The sequence below is a fragment of the Kineococcus aridisoli genome (genome assembly GCF_050871885.1).
Classification (GTDB): domain Bacteria; phylum Actinomycetota; class Actinomycetes; order Actinomycetales; family Kineococcaceae; genus Kineococcus.
The window spans coordinates 74,794-92,850 of record NZ_JBJLSF010000003.1 but is presented as its reverse complement, the minus strand read 5'-3'; the positions used below and the strand labels follow the sequence as shown (position 1 = coordinate 92,850).

The following is an 18,057-nucleotide window of genomic DNA, read 5'->3' as shown; positions in this document are numbered from 1 at the left end:
GCCGTGACCCTCGACGCGGCGGCGCCCGCCCGCACCCGCGGCACGGTCCGCGTGGTGGGCACCGGTCTGCTGGGCACGTCGGCGGCGCTCGCGCTGAGCCTGCGCGGTGTCGACGTCGTGCTGCACGACCCCTCGCCGACGGCCGCCGCGCTCGCGCGGGACATGGGCGCCGGGCGGCTGGCGGCCCCCGGCGACGACCCGGCCCTGGTGCTGGTCGCCGCCCCGCCGGACGTCGTCGCCGAGGTGGTCCGCGCCGAGCTGGCCGCCTTCCCGCGGGCCGTGGTCACCGACGTCGCCAGCGTCAAGGGCGGCCCCCTGGCCGCCCTGCGCGCGGCCGGCGCGGACCTGTCCCGCTACGTCGGCGGGCACCCGATGGCCGGCCGGGAGCGCTCCGGGGCGGTCGCCGCCCGCACCGACCTCTTCGCCGGCAGGCCGTGGGTGGTGGCCGCCCCCGCGGCGGCCGGCCCGGCGGCCGTGCGCGCGGTGCGCGACCTGGCCCTGGACTGCGGCGCCGTGCCGGTCGCGATGCCGGCCGACGAGCACGACGAGGCGGTGGCGCTGGTCTCGCACGCCCCGCAGGTGGCCGCCAGCCTGGTGGCGGCCCGGCTGCGGGAGGCGCCCGACCCGGCCGTGGCGCTCGCCGGGCAGGGCCTGCGCGACGTCACCCGCATCGCGGCCAGCGACCCGGCGCTGTGGGCGCAGATCCTCGCCGGCAACGCCGCGCCCGTCGCCGACGTCCTGGAGGAGCTGCGCCGCGACCTCGACGACGTCATCGGCGCCCTGCGCGCGCTCGCCGCCGACCCGACCGCCCCCGGCGCGCGCGGCCGGCTGGCCGGCGTCATCGCGGCGGGCGGCGCCGGCCGCGAGCGCATCCCCGGCAAGCACGGCTCGGCCCCCACCGCCTACGCCACGGTGGTCGTCGTCGTGCCCGACCGCCCCGGTGCGCTGGCCCGGCTGCTCACCGACGTCGGGGCGGCGGGGGTCAACCTGGAGGACCTGCGCCTGGAGCACTCCGAGGGCCAGGCCGTGGCGCTGGCGGCCATCGACGTGCTGCCGGCCGCCAAGGAGCCCCTCGAGCAGTCGCTGCGGGCCCGCGGCTGGACGGTCCCGCTCTGAGCCCGCGCGCGGTTCTGCCGGGCCCGGTGCGGTCGACTAACCTCTTCCGGTGTCCACCTCGCCCGCACCCCGCAGCTCCGTCGCGTCCCCGGCCGGGGACGACCCGGGCGCGCCCGTCGTGACCACGCCGATCGTCGTCGCCGTCGACGGTCCCTCGGGCAGCGGCAAGTCCAGCGTCAGCCGGGCCGTCGCCGCGGCGCTGGGCGTGGCCTTCCTGGACACCGGCGCCATGTACCGCGCGGTGACGTGGTCGGCGCTGCAGCACGGCACCGACCTCGCCGACCCGGCCGCGGTGGCCGAGCACGTGCGCGCGGTCGCGCTGCGCGTGGGCACCGACCCGGCCGCGCCGACCGTCGCCGTCGTCGCCGCGGACGGCACCGAGACCGACCTCACCGAGGCCGTGCGCTCGGCGGAGGTGACCTCCCGCGTCAGCGCCGTCGCCTCGGTGCCGGCGGTGCGCGCCGACCTCGTGCTGCGCCAGCGCGCGATCATCGAGGCCTCCTGCGCCGCACCGGCCCCCGGTGGCCGTCCCGGCGTCGTGGCCGAGGGCCGCGACATCACCACCGTCGTCGCCCCCGAGGCCGACGTGCGGGTGCTGCTGACCGCCGACGAGGCCGTGCGCCTGGCCCGCCGGGCCCAGCAGGACCTCGGTTCCGACGACGCCGCGGCGCTGGAGGCCACCCGGCGCGCCGTCGTCGAGCGCGACCGCGTCGACGCGCGCACCACCGCCTTCACCGCGGCCGCCGACGGCGTCGTGACGCTGGACTCCACCCACCTGGACTTCGAGGGCACCGTCGCCGCCCTGCTCGACGTGGTGGCCGCCGCCCGGCCGGTGCGGGGGCAGCGGTGAACCGGGCACCCGTCGGCGGTTCGCACCCGGACGCCCCCCGGCCCTGGACGCGGGCCGTCGGCACCGTCCTGTCCCGCGGCGTGTGGGCCGGTCGCGCGCTGGGCGCGGAGAACGTCCCCACCAGCGGGCCGGTGCTCTTCGCCGCCAACCACGCCTCGATCCTCGACGGGCCGCTGCTGTACGGGATGGCGCCGCGGCCGGCGCACTTCCTGGTCAAGAAGGAGATGTTCGAGGGCTCGCTGCCCACGCGCCTGCTCGGCTGGTCGCTGCTGCAGGCCGGGCAGATCCCCATCGACCGCGAGCGCGGCGACCGGGACGCGCTGCAGTCGGTGCTGGCCGTGCTGGCCGCCGGCGGGGCGGCCGGGGTCTTCCCCGAGGGCACCCGCGGTCGCGGTGACGCGGCCTCGGTGCGCTCAGGCATCGCCTGGATCGCGCTGCAGTCCGGCGCCCCGGTCGTCCCGGTCGCCTGCCTGGGCGCGCACCTGCCGGGCGAGCGCGAGCGGGCCCTGCCGCCGCTGCGGCGGCGGCTGTGGTTCTGCTTCGGCGAACCGTTCACGGTCGTGAAGGAACCCGGCGTCCCCGGCCGGCTCGCGCTGGCCGCCGCGGTGGACCAGGTCCGCGACAAGCTGTCCAGCCACGTGCTGGACTCCCTGCAGCGCACGCGGATGCGACTGCCCGACGACGAAGCCGCCGCCGACGAGCTGGGGCTCGCCGAGCTGGCGTCCGACGACCTGCCAGGAGGCTCCCGGTGAGCGCACCAGAAACCCCGGACACCCCGGAGGACGTCCTCGCCGACGTCCCCGCCAGCACCGACCCGAGCGCCGGCGACGGCGTCGACGACAACGTCGAGAACGCGCTGCGCGTCGGGCTGGAGGACTACGACCTCTCGCCCGAGGACGTCGCCCTGCTCGAGGCCGACGGCGAGGGCGGCCCGGAGGAGGCCCCCCGCGGGCCGCTGCCGGTGCTCGCCGTCGTCGGGCGCCCCAACGTCGGCAAGTCGACGCTGGTCAACCGCATCATCGGCCGCCGCGAGGCGGTCGTGGAGGACGTCCCGGGCGTCACCCGCGACCGCGTGGCCTACCCGGCCAACTGGGCCGGGCGCGACTTCACCCTCGTCGACACCGGCGGCTGGGAGGCCAAGGCGGAGGGCCTGGACCTCGCGGTCGCCGACCAGGCCGAGCTGGCCATCGAGCTGGCCGACGCCGTCCTCTTCGTCGTCGACGCCACGGTGGGCGCCACCGCCAGCGACGAGAAGGTCGTGCGGCTGCTGCGCCGCTCCGGGCGCCCCGTCGTGCTCGTGGCCAACAAGGTGGACGGTCCCCGCCAGGAGGCGGACGCCACCGAGCTGTGGTCGCTGGGGCTCGGCGAGCCCTACCCGGTCTCCGCGCTGCACGGACGGGGCACGGGCGACGCCCTGGACGCCGCGGTGAAGCTGCTGCCCGCGGTCTCCGCCGTCGGCGGTGGCCTGCCCGACGCCGGCGGCCCGCGGCGGGTGGCGCTGCTGGGGCGCCCGAACGTCGGCAAGTCCTCGATGCTCAACAAGCTCGCCGGTTCCGAGCGGGTCGTGGTGCACCCCACGGCCGGCACCACCCGCGACCCCGTCGACGAGCTCATCGAGCTCGGCGGGCGCACCTGGCGGTTCGTGGACACCGCGGGCATCCGCCGCCGCGTGCACCTGACCAAGGGCGCGGACTTCTACGCCTCGCTGCGCACCCAGGCCGCCCTCGAGAAGGCGGAGGTCGCCGTCGTCCTCGTCGACGCCAGCGTCCCGATCGCCGAGCAGGACATCCGCATCATCTCCACGGTCGTGGAGTCCGGGCGCGCCCTCGTCGTCGCCTACAACAAGTGGGACCTCACCGACGAGGAGCGCCGGCACTACCTCGAGCGCGAGATCGAGAAGGAGCTCGTCCAGGTCCCGTGGGCGCCGCGGGTCAACGTGTCGGCGCAGACCGGCCGGCACATGGAGCGGCTCGTCCCGGCCATCGACACCGCCCTGGCCTCGTGGGAGACGCGCATCCCCACCGGCCGCCTCAACAGCTTCCTCGGCCAGGTCGTCGCCGCCCACCCGCACCCGGTGCGCGGCGGCAAGCAGCCGCGCATCCTCTTCGGCACGCAGGCCTCCACCCGCCCGCCGCGCTTCGTCGTCTTCGCCAGCGGCTTCCTGGAGGCCGGCTACCGCCGCTTCCTGGAGCGCCGGCTGCGCGAGGAGTTCGGCTTCACCGGCACCCCCATCGAGCTGAGCGTGCGGGTGCGGGAGAAGCGCAAGCGATGAGGTAAGGTTCTACCCGGCTCGCCCCGCAAGGGGTCGGGTCGATCGGGCTGTGGCGCAGCTTGGTAGCGCACTTGACTGGGGGTCAAGGGGTCGCAGGTTCAAATCCTGTCAGCCCGACCGGCGTTCGCGCAGGTCAGAACGGGTGTCCACCTTCGGGTGGGCACCCGTTCCGCGTTCCGGCGCCCCGCGCGACGGGAACCCCCTCGCGGTGCCGGTCGCCGCGGTGCCGCTCACTGCACCAGGTGGCGGTGGGCCGCGGCGGTGACGGCGGCGGCCACGCGCTCCAGCGACGCCGAGCCCAGCTTCCACTGCTGCCAGTGCAGCGCGACGTCGATCGCGCCGCCCGGGTCGAGGTCCACCAGGTCCTCGCCCGGCTCGTGCCGCCCGGCGCGGACCTGCAGCTCGGGCAGCATGCCCCAGCCCAGGCCCAGGCGGACCGCGGCCAGGAAGTCCGCCGAGGAGGGCACGTGGTGCGCGGGCGGTGCGGCGCGCACCGCGCCCGCGGGGCCCTGCGGCAGGTGCCGGCGCAGGTAGCGCTCCTGCAGGGTGTCCTTGCGGTCGAAGACCACCACGGGGGCCCGGGCCAGCGCCGGGGCCGTGGGGCCCTCGGGGAAGAAGCGCCGGGCGAAGGCGGGCGCGGCCATCGGCCGGTAGCGCATGGCGCCCAGCCGGGTGACCGAGCAGCCGGCGACCGGGTCGGGGTCGGTGGTGACGGCGGCCACGACCGCCCCCGAGCGCAGCAGCCCCGCGGTGTGCCCCTCGTCGTCGCGGTGGACGTCGAAGCACACCGGCGCGGCCGCGGACGGGTCGGCCAGCGGAGCCAGCGCGGGCAGCACCCAGGTGCCCAGGGAGTCGGCGTTGACGGCGATGGGCAGCACCTGCGGCCCGCGGTCCACCGGCCCGCCGCCCCCGCCGGCCTCCAGCTCGGCGAGGGTGTCGCCGGCCAGCAGCTCGACCTGGCGGGCCAGGCGCAGCAGCGCCCGGCCGGACTCGGTCGGCTGCACGGGTCTGCTGCGCACCAGCAGGACCCGGCCGGTGGCCACCTCCAGGGCGCGCAGCCGCTGGCTGACCGCCGACGGGGTCACGTGCAGGGCGCGGGCGGCGGCTTCGAGGGTCCCCTCGGAGACCGCCGCGCTCAGGGCGCGCAGCTGGGCCAGGTCCAGCGTCGAGGCGAGGTCCACGAACAGCGATGCTAACGGCGCTGCAGGAGGAGAAGCTTCCCTTCAGAGCGGCGGGTGCCTACGGTCGCCGGGTGCTGCCTACCGCCTCCGCCCTGCTCGCCACCGCCTCCGGGCTGGGGCTCGGGCTCTCGCTCATCGTGGCGATCGGCGCCCAGAACGCCTTCGTGCTGCGCCAGGGCCTGCGCGCCCGGCACGTGGGCGCCGTGGTGCTGGTGTGCGTGCTCTCCGACGTCGCGCTCATCTGCGCCGGCGTGGCCGGTGCCGGTGCGGTGGTGCGCAGCCACCCCGGGCTGCTGGACGCGGTGCGCCTGGTGGGCGCCGCGTTCCTGGCCGCGTACGCGGTGACGGCCGCCCGCCGCGCGCTGCGCCCGCAGGCGCTGCAGGCCGGCGAGGGAGCGGTGCCGGCCTCCCGGGCGGCGGCGGTGGGCACGGCGCTGGCGCTGACGTGGCTGAACCCGCACGTCTACCTCGACACGGTGGTCCTGCTCGGCTCGATCGCCCAGGGCCACCCCGGGCGGCAGTGGTGGTTCGCCGCCGGCGCGGCCCTGGCCAGCACCGCGTGGTTCACCGCCCTGGGCTTCGGCGCGGCGCTGCTGCGCCCGCTGTTCGCCCGGCCCGGCGCCTGGCGGGTGCTCGACGCGGGGATCGCCCTGGTCATGGCCGCCCTGGCGGCCTCCCTGCTGCTCGCCGCGCGCTGAGCGCCGCGCCCGCCCGGCGGACCTCCTCAGCCCTCGATCGACGGCCACCACGGCGGCACGAGGCGGGCGTAGTCGGCGAGGAAGGCCTCCGCCGAGCGCGGTGCCGGCCCGGCCAGCCAGACCGACAGCGCGCCCACGGCCCCCTCGGCCAGGTACTGCGCGGCCAGGGCGCGGTCGCCGACGGGGGAGGTCACCGCACCGCGCTCGAGCAGCAGCAGCACCGAGGCGCGCACGTGCTCGCCGAGCATCGTGCGCAGCGAGGCGTCCGAGGGGCTGGCGAAGCTGCGCAGGTACACCGCCCGGTGGCGCTCCAGGTGCTCCAGGACCTCCAGGGTGGTCTGGTGCACCTGCAGCGCCACGTCGGGCGGGGCCTGCCCGCCCAGGTGGCGCTCGCGGACCGCGTCGAGCTCGGTGCGCAGGACGGTGCGCAGCAGCTCGGAGGGGGAGTCGCTGTGCTCGTAGAAGGTGGAGCGGTGCACCCCGGCGACGCGGGCGACCTCCGAGACCGACAGCGTCTCGGGGGCCTTGCGCCCGGCCAGGTCCAGCACGGCGGTCGACAGGCGCTCGAGACTGCGCCGAGCACGAGCGTCCACGACCGCGAGGGTACCGCCGCCCTGGAAGTAGGGTCGCGGCATGTCGCACGAGCAGCCCTTCGTCGCGGTCCACGACGCCTGCAAGACCTACGGCAGCGGACCGGGTGCGACGCGGGCGCTGCACCACGTCGACCTGCAGGTGCCGCGCGGGCGCTTCGTCAGCGTCATCGGCCCCTCCGGCTGCGGCAAGTCCACGCTGCTGCGCCTCATCGCGGGCCTGGAGGCCCCCGACGGCGGCGAGGTGCGCATCTGCGGGCGCACGCCCGCCGCCGCGCGCGCGGACAAGGTCATCGGCTTCGTGCCGCAGGTGCCGGCGCTGCTGCCGTGGCTGGACGTGCTCGCCAACGTGCGGGTGCTGGAGAAGGTGAACCGGGCCGCCACCCTGCGCCGCCGCCGCGAGCAGGCCGGCGCGGGGCGCGGGGGGCTGGCCGCCGACCCGGTCGCCCTGCTGACCCGCCTAGGCCTGGGGGAGGTGCTGCACCGGCGGCCGCGCCAGCTGTCCGGGGGGATGAAGCAGCGCGCCGCCATCGCCCGCGCCTTCGCCCTGCAGCCGGAGGTGCTGCTCATGGACGAGCCCTTCTCCGCCCTCGACGAGTTCACCCGCGAGGCCGCGCAGCTGCAGCTGCTGGACGTCTGGCAGGAGCTGCGCACGACCGTCGTCTTCGTCACGCACTCCATCTCCGAGGCCGTGCTGCTCTCGGACACCGTCGTCGTCATGGCCGCCCGCCCCGGCCGCATCGCCGGCGTCGTGGACGTCGCGCTGGACCGGCCGCGCCGCCGGGGGCAGCTGGAGTCCGCGGAGCTGCACGAGCACGAGCACCGCATCCGCGAGTGCCTGGGCACCGCCTGGTCCGCCGACCGCCCCGGGGACGCCGCGTGAGGTTCCTGCACCCGCGGTTCTGGCTGCCCACCCTCGTCGCGCTCGCCGCGGCGGCCCTGCTGTGGTCGTGGGTGGCGCGGGACAACCCCTACGTGCTGCCGCCGCTGTCCGCGGTGGGCCGCCAGCTGGCCAGCGAGCCCGGCCTGTACCTGCTCAACGCGTGGACGACGCTGCAGGAGGCGATGCTGGGCCTGGTGGCCGGGACCGTCGCGGCCGTCGTGCTGGCCGTCCTCGTGAGCGAGTCCGGCCTGGTGCGCCGCGCGGTGACGCCGCTGGCGGTCGTGCTCAACGTCACCCCCGTCGTCGCGATCGCCCCCGCGCTGGTCGTGGCCTTCGGCTTCGGCATGCTGCCCAAGGTGATCGTCACCGGGCTCATCACGTTCTTCCCCGTCCTGATGAACACCGCGACGGGGTTGCGCTCGGTGGACCGCCACGTCCTCGCCGTGTTCCGCACGGTGCACGCCTCCCGCCTCGACGTGCTGCTGCGGCTGCGCTTCCCCAGCGCGCTGCCGTACCTGTTCTCCGCGTTCCGCGTCGTCTTCCCGCTCTCGCTGGTCGGCGCGATCGTCGCCGAGTTCGCCGCCGCGGGCGCGAGGTCCGGCCTCGGGACGCTCATCAGCGTGGCCAGCTCGAACTCCCAGCTGGACCGCGTGTTCGCCGCGATCGCCTGCCTGGCGGCCATGGGCTCGCTGCTGCTGCTCGTGGTGAGCACCCTGGAGCGGCGGGCGCTGTCGTGGCACGACTCGCAGAACCGTTGACCCCCGCAGCGACCCCGCACGACGACCGCACCGCCCCACCCTGGAGGAACCCCGTGACCCGCCTGCGCACTGCCCTCGCCCTCGGCGCGACCGCGGCCCTGCTGCTCGCCGGCTGCTCGGGTCCCGACGACGGCGCGGGGAGCCCCGGGCCCGGGGAGGGCCGGGGGTCGGCGGTCTCGGCGCAGCGGTGCGCGAGCAACGAGGCGGCCGGGACCATCACCTACGTCACCGGCTACCAGTACCAGGCGTCGGCGAGCATCCTGGACCCCGTCGCGGCGCAGGCGCTGGGCTACTTCGACGCCCTCTGCCTCGACGTGGAGATCCAGCCCGGCACCGGGGAGACCGCCCAGAACGCCCAGCTCGTCGCGGCCGGCACCGCGCAGGTCTCCTCGATGAGCGGGAACTCCGACGTCCTGGTCAACGTCGCCAACGGCGTCGACGTGAAGGCGGTCGCGCTGTTCGGGCACGTGCCCATCGCCACCCTCATGACGGGGCCGGGCATCACCGACCTGAAGCAGCTGGAGGGGACGACGCTGGGGCAGAAGGGGGCGCTGCCCGTGGCGATCGACGCCATGCTGCGCGCCGCCGGGGTCGACGTCGAGGCGATCACCCAGGTCGTCGTGGGCTTCGACCCGACGGTGCTGGTGCGCGGGCAGGTGCAGTCGCTGACCGGCTACAAGTCCAACGAGCCGCTCACCCTGGAGGCGCTGGGCGAGGAGGTCACCCAGTGGAACCCCGAGGACCACGGGGTCCCCGGCTCCATCGCGACGACCATCGTCAACCCGGACTTCCTGGCCGAGCACCGCGGCGCCGTGGAGGACTTCCTGCGCGCGCAGCTGAAGGCGTACCGCTACTGCGAGGCCTCCGAGGAGCAGGCCGCCGAGTGCGTCGGCCACGCCGCCGAGCAGGCGCAGGCCGGCTACGACACCGACCACAACGTCCAGGTCTGGCAGACCGAGGCGCGGCTCGTCGACGACTCGCTGCCGGCCGGGCAGGTCCTCGGGCAGATCGACCCGGCCTCCGTGCAGGCCGAGGGCGACTTCCTGGTGCGGATGGGCCAGATCCCCGCGGTGCCGGACCCGGCTTCCCTGGTCGACACCGACCTCGTGCCGTCGCTGTACGCCGACGGGGCGCTCGTGTGGCCGGTGCCGTGAGCGCGCGCGAGTACGGCGTCTTCCTGCCCATCGGCAACGGCGGCTGGATCATGTCCGAGACGGCGCCGCACCCGGAGGCGACCTGGGCGTACAACCGCGAGGCCGCCCTGGCCGCCGAGCGCATCGGCCTGGACTTCGTGATGTCCATGGCCAAGTGGCGCGGGTACGGCGGCCGCACCGACCACTGGGGCCGCACGCTGGAGTCGATGACCATGACGGCGGCGCTGGCGGAGGCCACCGAGCGGGTGCAGCTGTGGGCGACCGTGCACACGAACCTGTTCCACCCGGCGGTGGTGGCCAAGGTGTTCGCCACCCTGGACCAGGTCTCGGGCGGGCGGTGCGGGATGAACGTCGTCGTCGGCGCCTACGAGCACGAGTTCTCCCAGATGGGGCAGTGGCGCAGCGACCTGACCCACGACGACCGCTACCGCTACACCGAGGAGTGGCTGCAGCTGGTGCAGCGGTTGTGGAGCGAGGACTCCGTCAGCGCGCGCGGGGAGTTCTTCACCCTGGAGGACTGCCAGTCGCGACCGCACCCGGCGCGGCGCCCCACGGTCATCTCGGCCGGCCGCTCACCGGCGGGCGTGCGCTTCCAGGCGGCCCACTGCGACGGCTCCTTCCTCACCGCCGAGGACCTGCCCGGGCTGCGCGCGGCCAGCCGCGAGGTGAAGGCGCTCGCGGCCGAGCGCGGCCGCTCGATCAGGACGTACGCGATGCTCACGGTCGTGCTCGACGAGACCGACGCCGCCGCGCAGCGCCGCTTCGCCGAGTACGGCCGCGGCTACGACGCCGAGGCCATCACGAGCATGAAGCTGTCGTGGGGGCTGCCGCTGGACCGGGCGATGTCGATGACCGCCGGCGACCGGGCGCACGAGGCGTTCCAGACGGCGGTGGTCGTCGGCGGCCCGCAGACCGTGGTGGAGCGCATCGCGCAGCAGGTCCACGACGCCGAGCTGGACGGGCTCATGCTCGTCTTCCCCGACTACCTGCGCGACACCGAGCCGTTCGGCGAGCTCGTCCTGCCGGGCCTGCGGGCCGCGGGGTGAGCGCGCAGCGGCTGGCGGCGCTGCGCGGGCTGCGCGGTGCGCTGCTGGTCGTCGACGTGCAGCGCTCCTTCGCCGACCCCGCGCACCTGGCCCACCTCGACGACGACGCGCGCTCGCGCACGGCGGCCGCCGTCGCGCGCACCGGGGACGCGCTCGCGCTCGCGCGCGCCGCCGGCGCCGACGTGGTGTGGGTGCAGCTGCGGGTGCCGCCGGACCAGCCGTGGCCGGCGTCGAACTGGCTGCGCGGGCTGGGCCCCGACGACCCCTGGCCGAACGAGTGGGAGCCCTGCGTGGAGGGCACGAGCGGCGTCGAGTGGTACGCGCTCGCCCCGGCGCCCGGTGAGCCCGTGGTCCCCAAGCGCACCTACGACGGGTTCGCCGGCACGGGGCTGGCGCGGCTGCTGCGCGAGCGCGGGGTCGAGTGGGTCGCGATCGCCGGGCTGACGAGCGACTGCTGCGTCCTGGAGACCGCGGGCAGCGCCTTCACGCACGGCCTGCGCGTCGTCGTCCTCGCCGACGCCACGGCCGCCGAGGACGTGCGCGCCCACGAGGCGGCGCTGCTGCTGCTGTCGCTGCACAGCGCGGTCGTCGCCGACGTGGAGGCGGTGCGGGCGCTGTGGCCGCCCGCACCCGGGGCGCGGGCTCGGGTCGCGGGGGAGGAGTAGGCGGGGGCCCGCAGGAGCGAGGAGCAGCCGCTGCAGCGCGACCGGGCGTCACCGGGTGCTCCGGACGGGTGGAGTGTCCGCGCGGGCACCTAGACTCTGCGGCGTCATGTCGAGGTCTTCTGGGCGCGGTCCGCGCCGGTCCCACCGTCCACCCGCGGCGACGCTGCCCGACGACCCCCGCGTGCGGGCCCTCGCGCAGCGCCTGGGCGCGGTGTCGCTGCGCGAGGAGGACCGGCTGCGCCGGCGCCTGGCGGTCCTGGCCCGCGGCGACCGCCCGCTCGAGGCCGCCCTCGCCGACGTCGAGGCGCAGACCGCCGCCGCCGAGGCCCGCGCGGCCTCCCGCGCCGCGAGCGTGCCCGTGCTCAGCTACCCCGAGCAGCTGCCGGTCAGCCAGGAGAAGGACCGCATCGCCGCCGCGCTGCGCGAGCACCAGGTCGTCGTCGTCGCCGGCGAGACCGGCTCGGGCAAGACGACCCAGCTGCCCAAGATCTGCCTGGAGATCGGCCGGGGCGTGCGCGGGCGCATCGGGCACACCCAGCCCCGGCGCATCGCCGCGCGCGCCGTCGCCGAGCGCGTGGCCGACGAGCTGGGCACCGAGCTGGGCGGCCTGGTCGGGTACGCGGTCCGCTTCACCGACACCGTCGGCGAGGACAGCCTCGTCAAGGTCATGACCGACGGCATCCTGCTCGCCGAGATCCAGCGCGACCCCGAGCTGCTGCAGTACGACACGCTCATCGTCGACGAGGCGCACGAGCGCAGCCTCACCATCGACTTCCTGCTGGGCTACCTCGCCCAGCTGCTGCCGCGCCGCCCCGACCTCAAGCTCGTCATCACCTCCGCGACCATCGACCCGCAGCGCTTCTCCCGGCACTTCGGCGGGGCGCCCGTGCTGGAGGTGTCCGGGCGCACCTACCCCGTGGAGGTCCGCTACCGCCCGCTGCTGGCCGAGGAGCTGACGGCCGAGCTCGCCGGGGACGGCGACGAGGACGAGGACGGCGGCGTGGGCGAGGGGCTCGACGAGCAGGACGCGCTGCCGGTCGACGACCGCGACCAGACCGAGGGCGTCCTCGACGCCGTCCGCGAGCTCGTCGCCGAGGGGCCGGGGGACGTCCTGGTCTTCCTGCCCGGCGAGCGGGAGATCCGCGACACCGCCGAGGCCCTCGACGACCTGGTGCGCCGCCGGGAGCTGCGCGAGGTGGAGGTCGTCCCGCTGTTCGCGCGGCTGAGCGCCGAGGAGCAGCACCGGGTCTTCCGCCCCCACCCCGGAAGGCGGATCGTGCTGTCCACCAACGTCGCCGAGACCTCGCTGACGGTCCCGGGGATCCGCTACGTCGTCGACGTCGGCACCGCGCGCATCTCCCGCTACAGCCACCGGACCAAGGTGCAGCGGCTGCCCATCGAGAAGATCTCGCAGGCGTCGGCGAACCAGCGCGCCGGCCGCTGCGGGCGCGTGGCCGACGGCATCTGCATCCGGCTGTACTCCCAGGCCGACTTCGAGTCCCGCCCGGAGTTCACCGACCCGGAGATCCTGCGCACCAACCTCGCCGCGGTCATCCTGCAGATGGCCTCCCTGGGCCTGGGCGACATCGCCGCCTTCCCGTTCGTGGAACCGCCGGAGGCGCGCAGCATCGCCGACGGCCTGGCCCTGCTGGCCGAGCTCGGTGCGATCGAGGGCGCCCGGCCGGGGGAGCGCGGGGTGCCGCGGCTGACCCGCACCGGCCGCGACCTGGCCCGCCTGCCCATCGACCCCCGGCTGGGCCGCATGGTCCTGGAGGCGCAGCGCAACGGCTGCCTGCACGACGTCCTCGTCGTCGTGGCCGCCCTGTCGGTGCAGGACCCGCGCGAGCGCCCGCTGGAGCAGCGCGACCGCGCCGCCCAGCTGCACGCCAGGTTCCGCAACGAGCGCTCCGACTTCCTGACGTACCTGAACCTGTGGTCCTACCTGCAGCACCTGCAGCGGGAGCTGTCCTCCTCGGCGTTCCGGCGCCGGGTGAAGGCCGAGATGCTGCACTACCTGCGCATCCGCGAGTGGCAGGACACCTACTCGCAGCTGCGGCGCGTCGTGCGCGACCTGCGCTTCGAGGTCCGGGCGCCCGAGCTCGGCCAGCCGGCCGAGGACCAGCTGTTCCCCGACCCCGGCTACGACGCCGACGCCGTGCACCGCTCGCTGCTGGCCGGGCTGCTGGGCAACATCGGGCTCAAGGACGTGCGCGAGGAGGGTCGCGGCCGGCGCGAGGGCGGGCGCCGCGAGTCCCAGCGCCCCGCCCAGCAGGAGTACCTCGGTGCCCGCGGGGCGAAGTTCGCGCTCTTCCCCGGATCCGCGCTCGGGCGGCGCAACCCCGACTGGGTCGTGGCCGCCGAGCTCGTGGAGACCTCCCGGCTGTGGGCGCGGGTCGCCGCCGCGATCGACCCGCGCTGGATCGAGCCGCTCGCCGAGCACGTCGTCAAGCGCAACCACTCCGAACCCCGCTGGTCGCGCAAGCGGGCGGCGGTCGTGGCCACCGAGCGCGTCACCCTCTACGGCGTGCCGATCGTGGCCGGGCGCACCGTGCCCTACGGCGCGATCGACCCGGAGACCTCCCGGGAGCTGTTCATCCGGCACGCCCTCGTCGAGGGCGACTTCGAGACCCGCCATGAGTTCTTCTCCCGCAACCGCGAGCTGCTGGAGGAGGCCGAGGAGCTGGAGAACCGCGCCCGCCGCCGCGACATCGTCGTCGACGACGAGGTGCTGTTCGCCTTCTACGACGCGCGCATCCCCGCCGACGTCGTCTCCGGCCGGCACTTCGACGCCTGGTGGAAGACCGAGCGGCGCACCCGCCCCGACCTGCTGACCTTCGACCCGGCGATGCTCGTCGCCGACGACCCCGGCATCAGCGAGGAGCAGTTCCCGCTCAGCTGGCGCCAGGGGGACCTGGACCTCGCGCTCTCCTACGTCTTCGACCCCGGCTCCCCGCTGGACGGGGTGACCGTCGACGTGCCGGTCGAGGTCGTCAACCGCTTCGACGACCGCGACCTGCTGTGGCAGGTGCCGGGCTTCCGCCACGACATGGTCACCGCCCTGCTGCGCTCGCTGCCCAAGCAGCTGCGCAAGAACCTCGTGCCCGCACCGGACGTGGCGGCGCGGTTCCTGGAGCGGGTGACCCCGCGCGCCGAGCCGTTCTGGACGGCGTTCGAGCGCGAGATGCCCCGGCTGGGCGACGGCACCGAGGTCTACGCCGAGGACGTGGACTGGGCGAAGGTGCCCGCGCACCTGCGGCCCTCCTTCCGCGTCGTCGGCGCGGACGGTGCGGTCCTGGCGCAGGGCAAGGACTTCCCGCGGCTGCGGGCCGCCCTGGAGACGGAGGTCGTGGCCACGCTCACCGAGGCCGCCGACGAGGTGCAGCGCACCGGGGCGCGCTCGTGGGCCGAGCTGCCCGAGGAGGTCCCGCTCACCCACACCAGCGTCCGGCGGGGCAGCGACGTGACGTCCTACCCGGCGCTGGTCGACGAAGGCGCCACCGTGGGCCTGCGCACGTTCGCGACCCCGGGGCAGGCCCGGGCCGAGCACCGCGCCGGGGTGCTGCGGCTGCTGCTGCTCACGCTGCCCTCGCCCGTGCGGGCGGTGCAGTGCGGCCTGCCCAACGACGCCAAGCTGCTGCTGGCGCGCGCACCGCACGGCAGCGCGGCCGCCGTCCTCGACGACTGCGTGCGCGCCGCCGCCGACGCGCTGCTGGAGCAGGCCGGGGGTGCCGACGTGCGCACCGCCGCCGCGTTCGCCGAGCTGGCCCGCACCGTCGGTGCGCGCCTGCCGGAGGTCACGGCGAGCGCCGTGGACCGGACGCTGCGGGTGCTGCGCTCGGCGGCCGGCGTCGAGCGCGCGATCTCGCGCACCACCAGCCTGACGCTGGTGCCCTCGCTGGCCGACGTCCGCGAGCAGTTCACCGCCCTGGTGCACGCCGGCTTCGTCGCCGAGACGGGGGTGGACCGGCTGCCGGACCTGCTGCGCTACCTGCAGGGGATCACCCGCCGGCTGGAGACGATGCCGGACAACCCCCAGCGCGACCGGGTGCGGATGGCCGAGTTCGCCCGGGTCCGCGACGAGTACGCGAACCGGCTGCGCCGCGCCGGCACCCCGGTGCCGCCGGAGCTGGCGCGCATCCGCTGGGTGCTGGAGGAGCTGCGGCTGCAGAAGTTCGCCCAGGGCGTCCCGACGGCCCACCCGGTGAGCGACGAGCGCGTCCTGAAGGCCCTCGCGGAGATCGGCTGAGGCGCCGCCCGCAGGGGTTGCACTCGGGTCGCCGGAGTGCTATTTCAGAACTGTGCCGACGGACGGGCCGACGGCACGACCGGTAGCGCATCTTCCTGTCTCGCAGTGGAGGTGGTTCCCATGCTGATGCGCACTGACCCCTTCCGGGAACTCGACCGGATCACCCAGCAGGTGTTCGGCACGGCCGCTCGCCCGACGGCGATGCCGATGGACGCCTGGCGTTCCGGCGACGAGTTCGTCGTCGAGTTCGACCTGCCGGGCGTGGACCCGGCGAGCGTCGAGCTGGACGTGGAGCGCAACGTGCTGACCGTGCGCGCGCAGCGACCGGTGGCCGAGGGCCCGCACGAGATGGTCGCCGCCGAGCGCCCGCGAGGTGTCTTCAGCCGCCAGCTCATCCTCGGCGACAACCTCGACACCGAGCGGATCTCGGCGAACTACCACGCGGGGGTGCTGACCCTGCGCGTCCCGGTGGCCGAGAAGGCCAAGCCGCGGCGCATCACGATCGAGACGTCCGAGCAGCCGCAGGCCATCGGCTCCTGACGGGCGCAGCGCCGTGGACGTGCTCAGCGCGGACCGGTCGCAGGCCCCGGGCGCGGCGGCGCAGCGGGTGGGTGCGTGCTCGGACGACGGGTTGGACCACTGGCTGCAGCAGTGGTTCGACGCGCAGTTCCGCGCCCTCGCCGCGACGCTGACCGCGCCCGCGCCGGCCGGCCGGTCCCGTCGCCGGGTGCACCGCCGCGAGGTGGCACCCGAGGTGTTCCCGGCCCGCCGGCCGACGGGCCGGGAACGCTCACCCCCGCCGGGCCGCCGGGCCATCGGGCCGCCGGCCGCAGCGGGTGCCGGCCGCGCGCCGTGCGCGCGGGCGGTCCCGGCCGCCCTCGCCCGGTCAGCGCGCGGCGTACCCGCCGTCGACGAGGTGGTAGGAGCCGGTGATGAAGCTCGCGCCGTCGCCGAGCAGGAACGCGGTGAGCGCGGCGACCTCCTCGGGAGTGCCGAGACGGCCCAGCGCGTGCTGCGCGGCCAGGGCGGCCTGGGCGTCGGCGGAGAGGTTGGCGTCCACGAGCGGGGTGTGGATGAACCCCGGACCCACCGCGTTGACCCGCACGCCCTGAGCGGAGTGCTCCAGCGCGGCGTTCTTCGTCAGGCCGACGACGGCGTGCTTGGCGGTGACGTAGGCGCTGGAGCCGGCGATGCCGACGCTCCCCAGCACGGAGGCCATGTTGACGATCGCGCCGCCGCCGGCTGCGACCATCGCGGGGATCTGCGCCCGCAGGCCGTAGAAGACGGCGTTGAGGTTCACCTGGATGACCCGGTGCCAGCTCTCCAGGGAGTAGTCGGCGACGGTGGCCGCCTCGCCGCCGATGCCGGCGTTGTTGACGGCGGCCCGCAGCGGACCCAGCGCGCCGGCCGCCGCCACCATCGCCTCGTGCACGGCCGGATCGGCCACGTCGCCGGCGAAGGCCCGCGCGGTGCCGCCGGCGGCGGTGATCTCGTCGGCGACGCGCTGCGCGGCCTCCTCGTGCAGGTCGGCGACGAGCACGGCCGCCCCGCCGGCGGCCAGGGCGAGGGCGACGGCGCGGCCGATGCCGGAGGCGCCCCCGGTGACGATCGCGGACCGGTCCTGCAGGTCTTCGGTGGGCATCTCGATCTCCTCCGTCTGTGCGACACGTGTCGGACAACAAGAGGATGCTACGCCCGCGACCAGGTCCTCAGGGTTCGGCCGGCAGGTCCAGCGGGCGCTTCCAGTAGCCCCACGGGAACGTCGTGCCCTTGACGAGGGTCCAGCCCTGCTCGGTCAGGCGCCGGCGCGCGGCGGGGTTCCACGGCTGGCGCAGGTGCTCCCACTGGTGGTCGGAGGCCTCGACGAGGTGGTAGAGGGTGCCGTAGTCGACGACGTGCCAGCCGCGGCGGCCCTCGCGGGCCAGGACCTCCATCTCGTCGAAGGCCGTCAGCGGGGTGAGCACCCGGCGCACCGCGCCGTCCGCGCCGGGTGCGGCCTCCTGGCCCGGGGTGCCGGAGCGCTGGCCGAAGCGCTGCTGCGCGGCCTGCTTGCTGACGCCGAGCAGGGCGCCGACGGTGTCCCAGCGGTGCCCGGCCGAGCGGGCCGCGTCGATGGAGGCGCGCAGCAGTCGGCTGGTCTCCTCGGCGGCCACCTTGCTCGCCGCCACCAGCTCCAGCGTCGCGTCGGGGTCGCCCTCCGGCTGCGGGGTGCCGGCGGCCTCCACGACGGCGGCCTCGATGCGCTCGCGCAGCAGGGCCAGCGCCTCCTCGCGCGCACCCGCACCCGCGCCCGCGCCCTTGCCGAGCTCCACGGCGCTCACCGGGCGTCGGGGCGGTTGCGGGGCAGGGGCTCCAGGCCGTCGAGGGCCTCCTGGTCGCGCTGGGCGGCGCGGTTCCGGGCGCTCTGCGCCCGCAGCCCCAGCCCGGCGGCGAAGGCACCGACGAGGGTGACGGCCAGCACGAGGGCGGTGCGCCACCAGGTCTCCGGCAGGTAGGTCGTGCACAGGACGACGGCGATGCAGGCCAGGCCCGGCAGGAGGAGCAGGTTGACGGTGGAGGGCTTGTCGGGGGATGCGCTCATGTCGTCAATGATGTCTT

General features: G+C 75.9%; 17 protein-coding genes and 1 tRNA gene. 13 read left to right on the top strand and 5 right to left on the bottom strand.

Annotated features, from left to right (window positions below; genetic code table 11):
• Window positions 1-3 precede the first annotated feature (3 nt).
• From ACRYM2_RS01875 to ACRYM2_RS01855, 5 genes are all read left to right on the top strand, one after another.
• Complete coding sequence (locus tag ACRYM2_RS01875; RefSeq protein ID WP_432519442.1) at window positions 4-1,116, top strand: prephenate dehydrogenase; 1,113 nt, start codon at window positions 4-6, stop codon at window positions 1,114-1,116.
• Between the two features lie 49 nt (window positions 1,117-1,165).
• Window positions 1,166-1,966, top strand: coding sequence for a (d)CMP kinase (gene cmk / locus ACRYM2_RS01870; protein ID WP_432519441.1), 801 nt, complete (start codon window positions 1,166-1,168; stop codon window positions 1,964-1,966).
• Window positions 1,963-2,718 carry a lysophospholipid acyltransferase family protein gene (locus tag ACRYM2_RS01865; RefSeq protein ID WP_432519439.1) on the top strand — a complete coding sequence of 252 codons (756 nt, stop codon included), beginning with the start codon at window positions 1,963-1,965 and terminating at the stop codon, window positions 2,716-2,718. The genes cmk and ACRYM2_RS01865 overlap by 4 nt, the downstream gene beginning before the upstream one ends.
• Window positions 2,715-4,238 (top strand): ribosome biogenesis GTPase Der, encoded by a 1,524-nt coding sequence (gene der / locus ACRYM2_RS01860; protein ID WP_432519437.1) that lies wholly within the window; start codon window positions 2,715-2,717, stop codon window positions 4,236-4,238. Before ACRYM2_RS01865 ends, der begins: the two co-directional genes overlap by 4 nt.
• Before the next feature lie 43 nt (window positions 4,239-4,281).
• Window positions 4,282-4,355 (top strand) — tRNA-Pro (locus ACRYM2_RS01855).
• A 113-nt stretch (window positions 4,356-4,468) separates the two neighbouring features.
• Here ACRYM2_RS01855 and ACRYM2_RS01850 read toward each other — a convergent pair.
• Window positions 4,469-5,419, bottom strand: coding sequence for a LysR family transcriptional regulator ArgP (locus ACRYM2_RS01850; protein ID WP_432519436.1), 951 nt, complete (start codon window positions 5,417-5,419; stop codon window positions 4,469-4,471).
• Between the two features lie 74 nt (window positions 5,420-5,493).
• Here ACRYM2_RS01850 and ACRYM2_RS01845 point away from each other — a divergent pair, with 74 nt between their 5' ends.
• Window positions 5,494-6,117: a LysE/ArgO family amino acid transporter gene (locus ACRYM2_RS01845; RefSeq protein WP_432519474.1), complete on the top strand. Its 624-nt coding sequence runs from the start codon at window positions 5,494-5,496 to the stop codon at window positions 6,115-6,117.
• Between the two features lie 26 nt (window positions 6,118-6,143).
• On the opposite strand, the gene ACRYM2_RS01840 is transcribed toward ACRYM2_RS01845, so the two are convergent.
• A complete protein-coding gene (locus ACRYM2_RS01840) occupies window positions 6,144-6,710 on the bottom strand; it encodes a TetR/AcrR family transcriptional regulator (protein ID WP_432519434.1) in 567 nt (188 codons plus the stop codon).
• A gap of 40 nt (window positions 6,711-6,750) precedes the next feature.
• On the opposite strand from ACRYM2_RS01840, the gene ACRYM2_RS01835 reads away from it, so the two are divergent.
• The 7 genes from ACRYM2_RS01835 (at window position 6,751) to ACRYM2_RS01805 (ending at window position 15,999) form a co-directional block, all read left to right on the top strand.
• Window positions 6,751-7,590 carry an ABC transporter ATP-binding protein gene (locus ACRYM2_RS01835; protein ID WP_432519432.1) on the top strand — a complete coding sequence of 280 codons (840 nt, stop codon included), beginning with the start codon at window positions 6,751-6,753 and terminating at the stop codon, window positions 7,588-7,590.
• Window positions 7,587-8,348: an ABC transporter permease gene (locus ACRYM2_RS01830; RefSeq protein WP_432519431.1), complete on the top strand. Its 762-nt coding sequence runs from the start codon at window positions 7,587-7,589 to the stop codon at window positions 8,346-8,348. The genes ACRYM2_RS01835 and ACRYM2_RS01830 overlap by 4 nt, the downstream gene beginning before the upstream one ends.
• 53 nt (window positions 8,349-8,401) lie before the next feature.
• Window positions 8,402-9,502: an ABC transporter substrate-binding protein gene (locus ACRYM2_RS01825; protein WP_432519430.1), complete on the top strand. Its 1,101-nt coding sequence runs from the start codon at window positions 8,402-8,404 to the stop codon at window positions 9,500-9,502.
• Window positions 9,499-10,548: an LLM class flavin-dependent oxidoreductase gene (locus tag ACRYM2_RS01820; RefSeq protein WP_432519428.1), complete on the top strand. Its 1,050-nt coding sequence runs from the start codon at window positions 9,499-9,501 to the stop codon at window positions 10,546-10,548. The genes ACRYM2_RS01825 and ACRYM2_RS01820 overlap by 4 nt, the downstream gene beginning before the upstream one ends.
• Window positions 10,545-11,213 (top strand): cysteine hydrolase family protein, encoded by a 669-nt coding sequence (locus tag ACRYM2_RS01815; protein ID WP_432519427.1) that lies wholly within the window; start codon window positions 10,545-10,547, stop codon window positions 11,211-11,213. The genes ACRYM2_RS01820 and ACRYM2_RS01815 overlap by 4 nt, the downstream gene beginning before the upstream one ends.
• Before the next feature lie 106 nt (window positions 11,214-11,319).
• Window positions 11,320-15,459, top strand: coding sequence for an ATP-dependent RNA helicase HrpA (gene hrpA, locus ACRYM2_RS01810; protein ID WP_432519426.1), 4,140 nt, complete (start codon window positions 11,320-11,322; stop codon window positions 15,457-15,459).
• Window positions 15,460-15,579: 120 nt separating this feature from the next.
• Window positions 15,580-15,999, top strand: a complete 420-nt coding sequence (locus ACRYM2_RS01805; RefSeq protein ID WP_432519425.1) for an Hsp20/alpha crystallin family protein — start codon at window positions 15,580-15,582, stop codon at window positions 15,997-15,999.
• Window positions 16,000-16,345: 346 nt separating this feature from the next.
• Here ACRYM2_RS01805 and ACRYM2_RS01800 read toward each other — a convergent pair whose 3' ends face one another.
• The 3 genes from ACRYM2_RS01800 to ACRYM2_RS01790 all read right to left on the bottom strand — a co-directional run bounded on the left by ACRYM2_RS01800 (window position 16,346) and on the right by ACRYM2_RS01790 (window position 18,040).
• Window positions 16,346-17,101, bottom strand: a complete 756-nt coding sequence (locus ACRYM2_RS01800) for an SDR family NAD(P)-dependent oxidoreductase (RefSeq protein WP_432519423.1) — start codon at window positions 17,099-17,101, stop codon at window positions 16,346-16,348.
• 67 nt (window positions 17,102-17,168) lie between these two features.
• Window positions 17,169-17,780: a hypothetical protein gene (locus tag ACRYM2_RS01795; protein ID WP_432519422.1), complete on the bottom strand. Its 612-nt coding sequence runs from the start codon at window positions 17,778-17,780 to the stop codon at window positions 17,169-17,171.
• A complete protein-coding gene (locus tag ACRYM2_RS01790; protein ID WP_432519420.1) occupies window positions 17,777-18,040 on the bottom strand; it encodes a hypothetical protein in 264 nt (87 codons plus the stop codon). Before ACRYM2_RS01790 ends, ACRYM2_RS01795 begins: the two co-directional genes overlap by 4 nt.
• Window positions 18,041-18,057 lie beyond the last annotated feature (17 nt).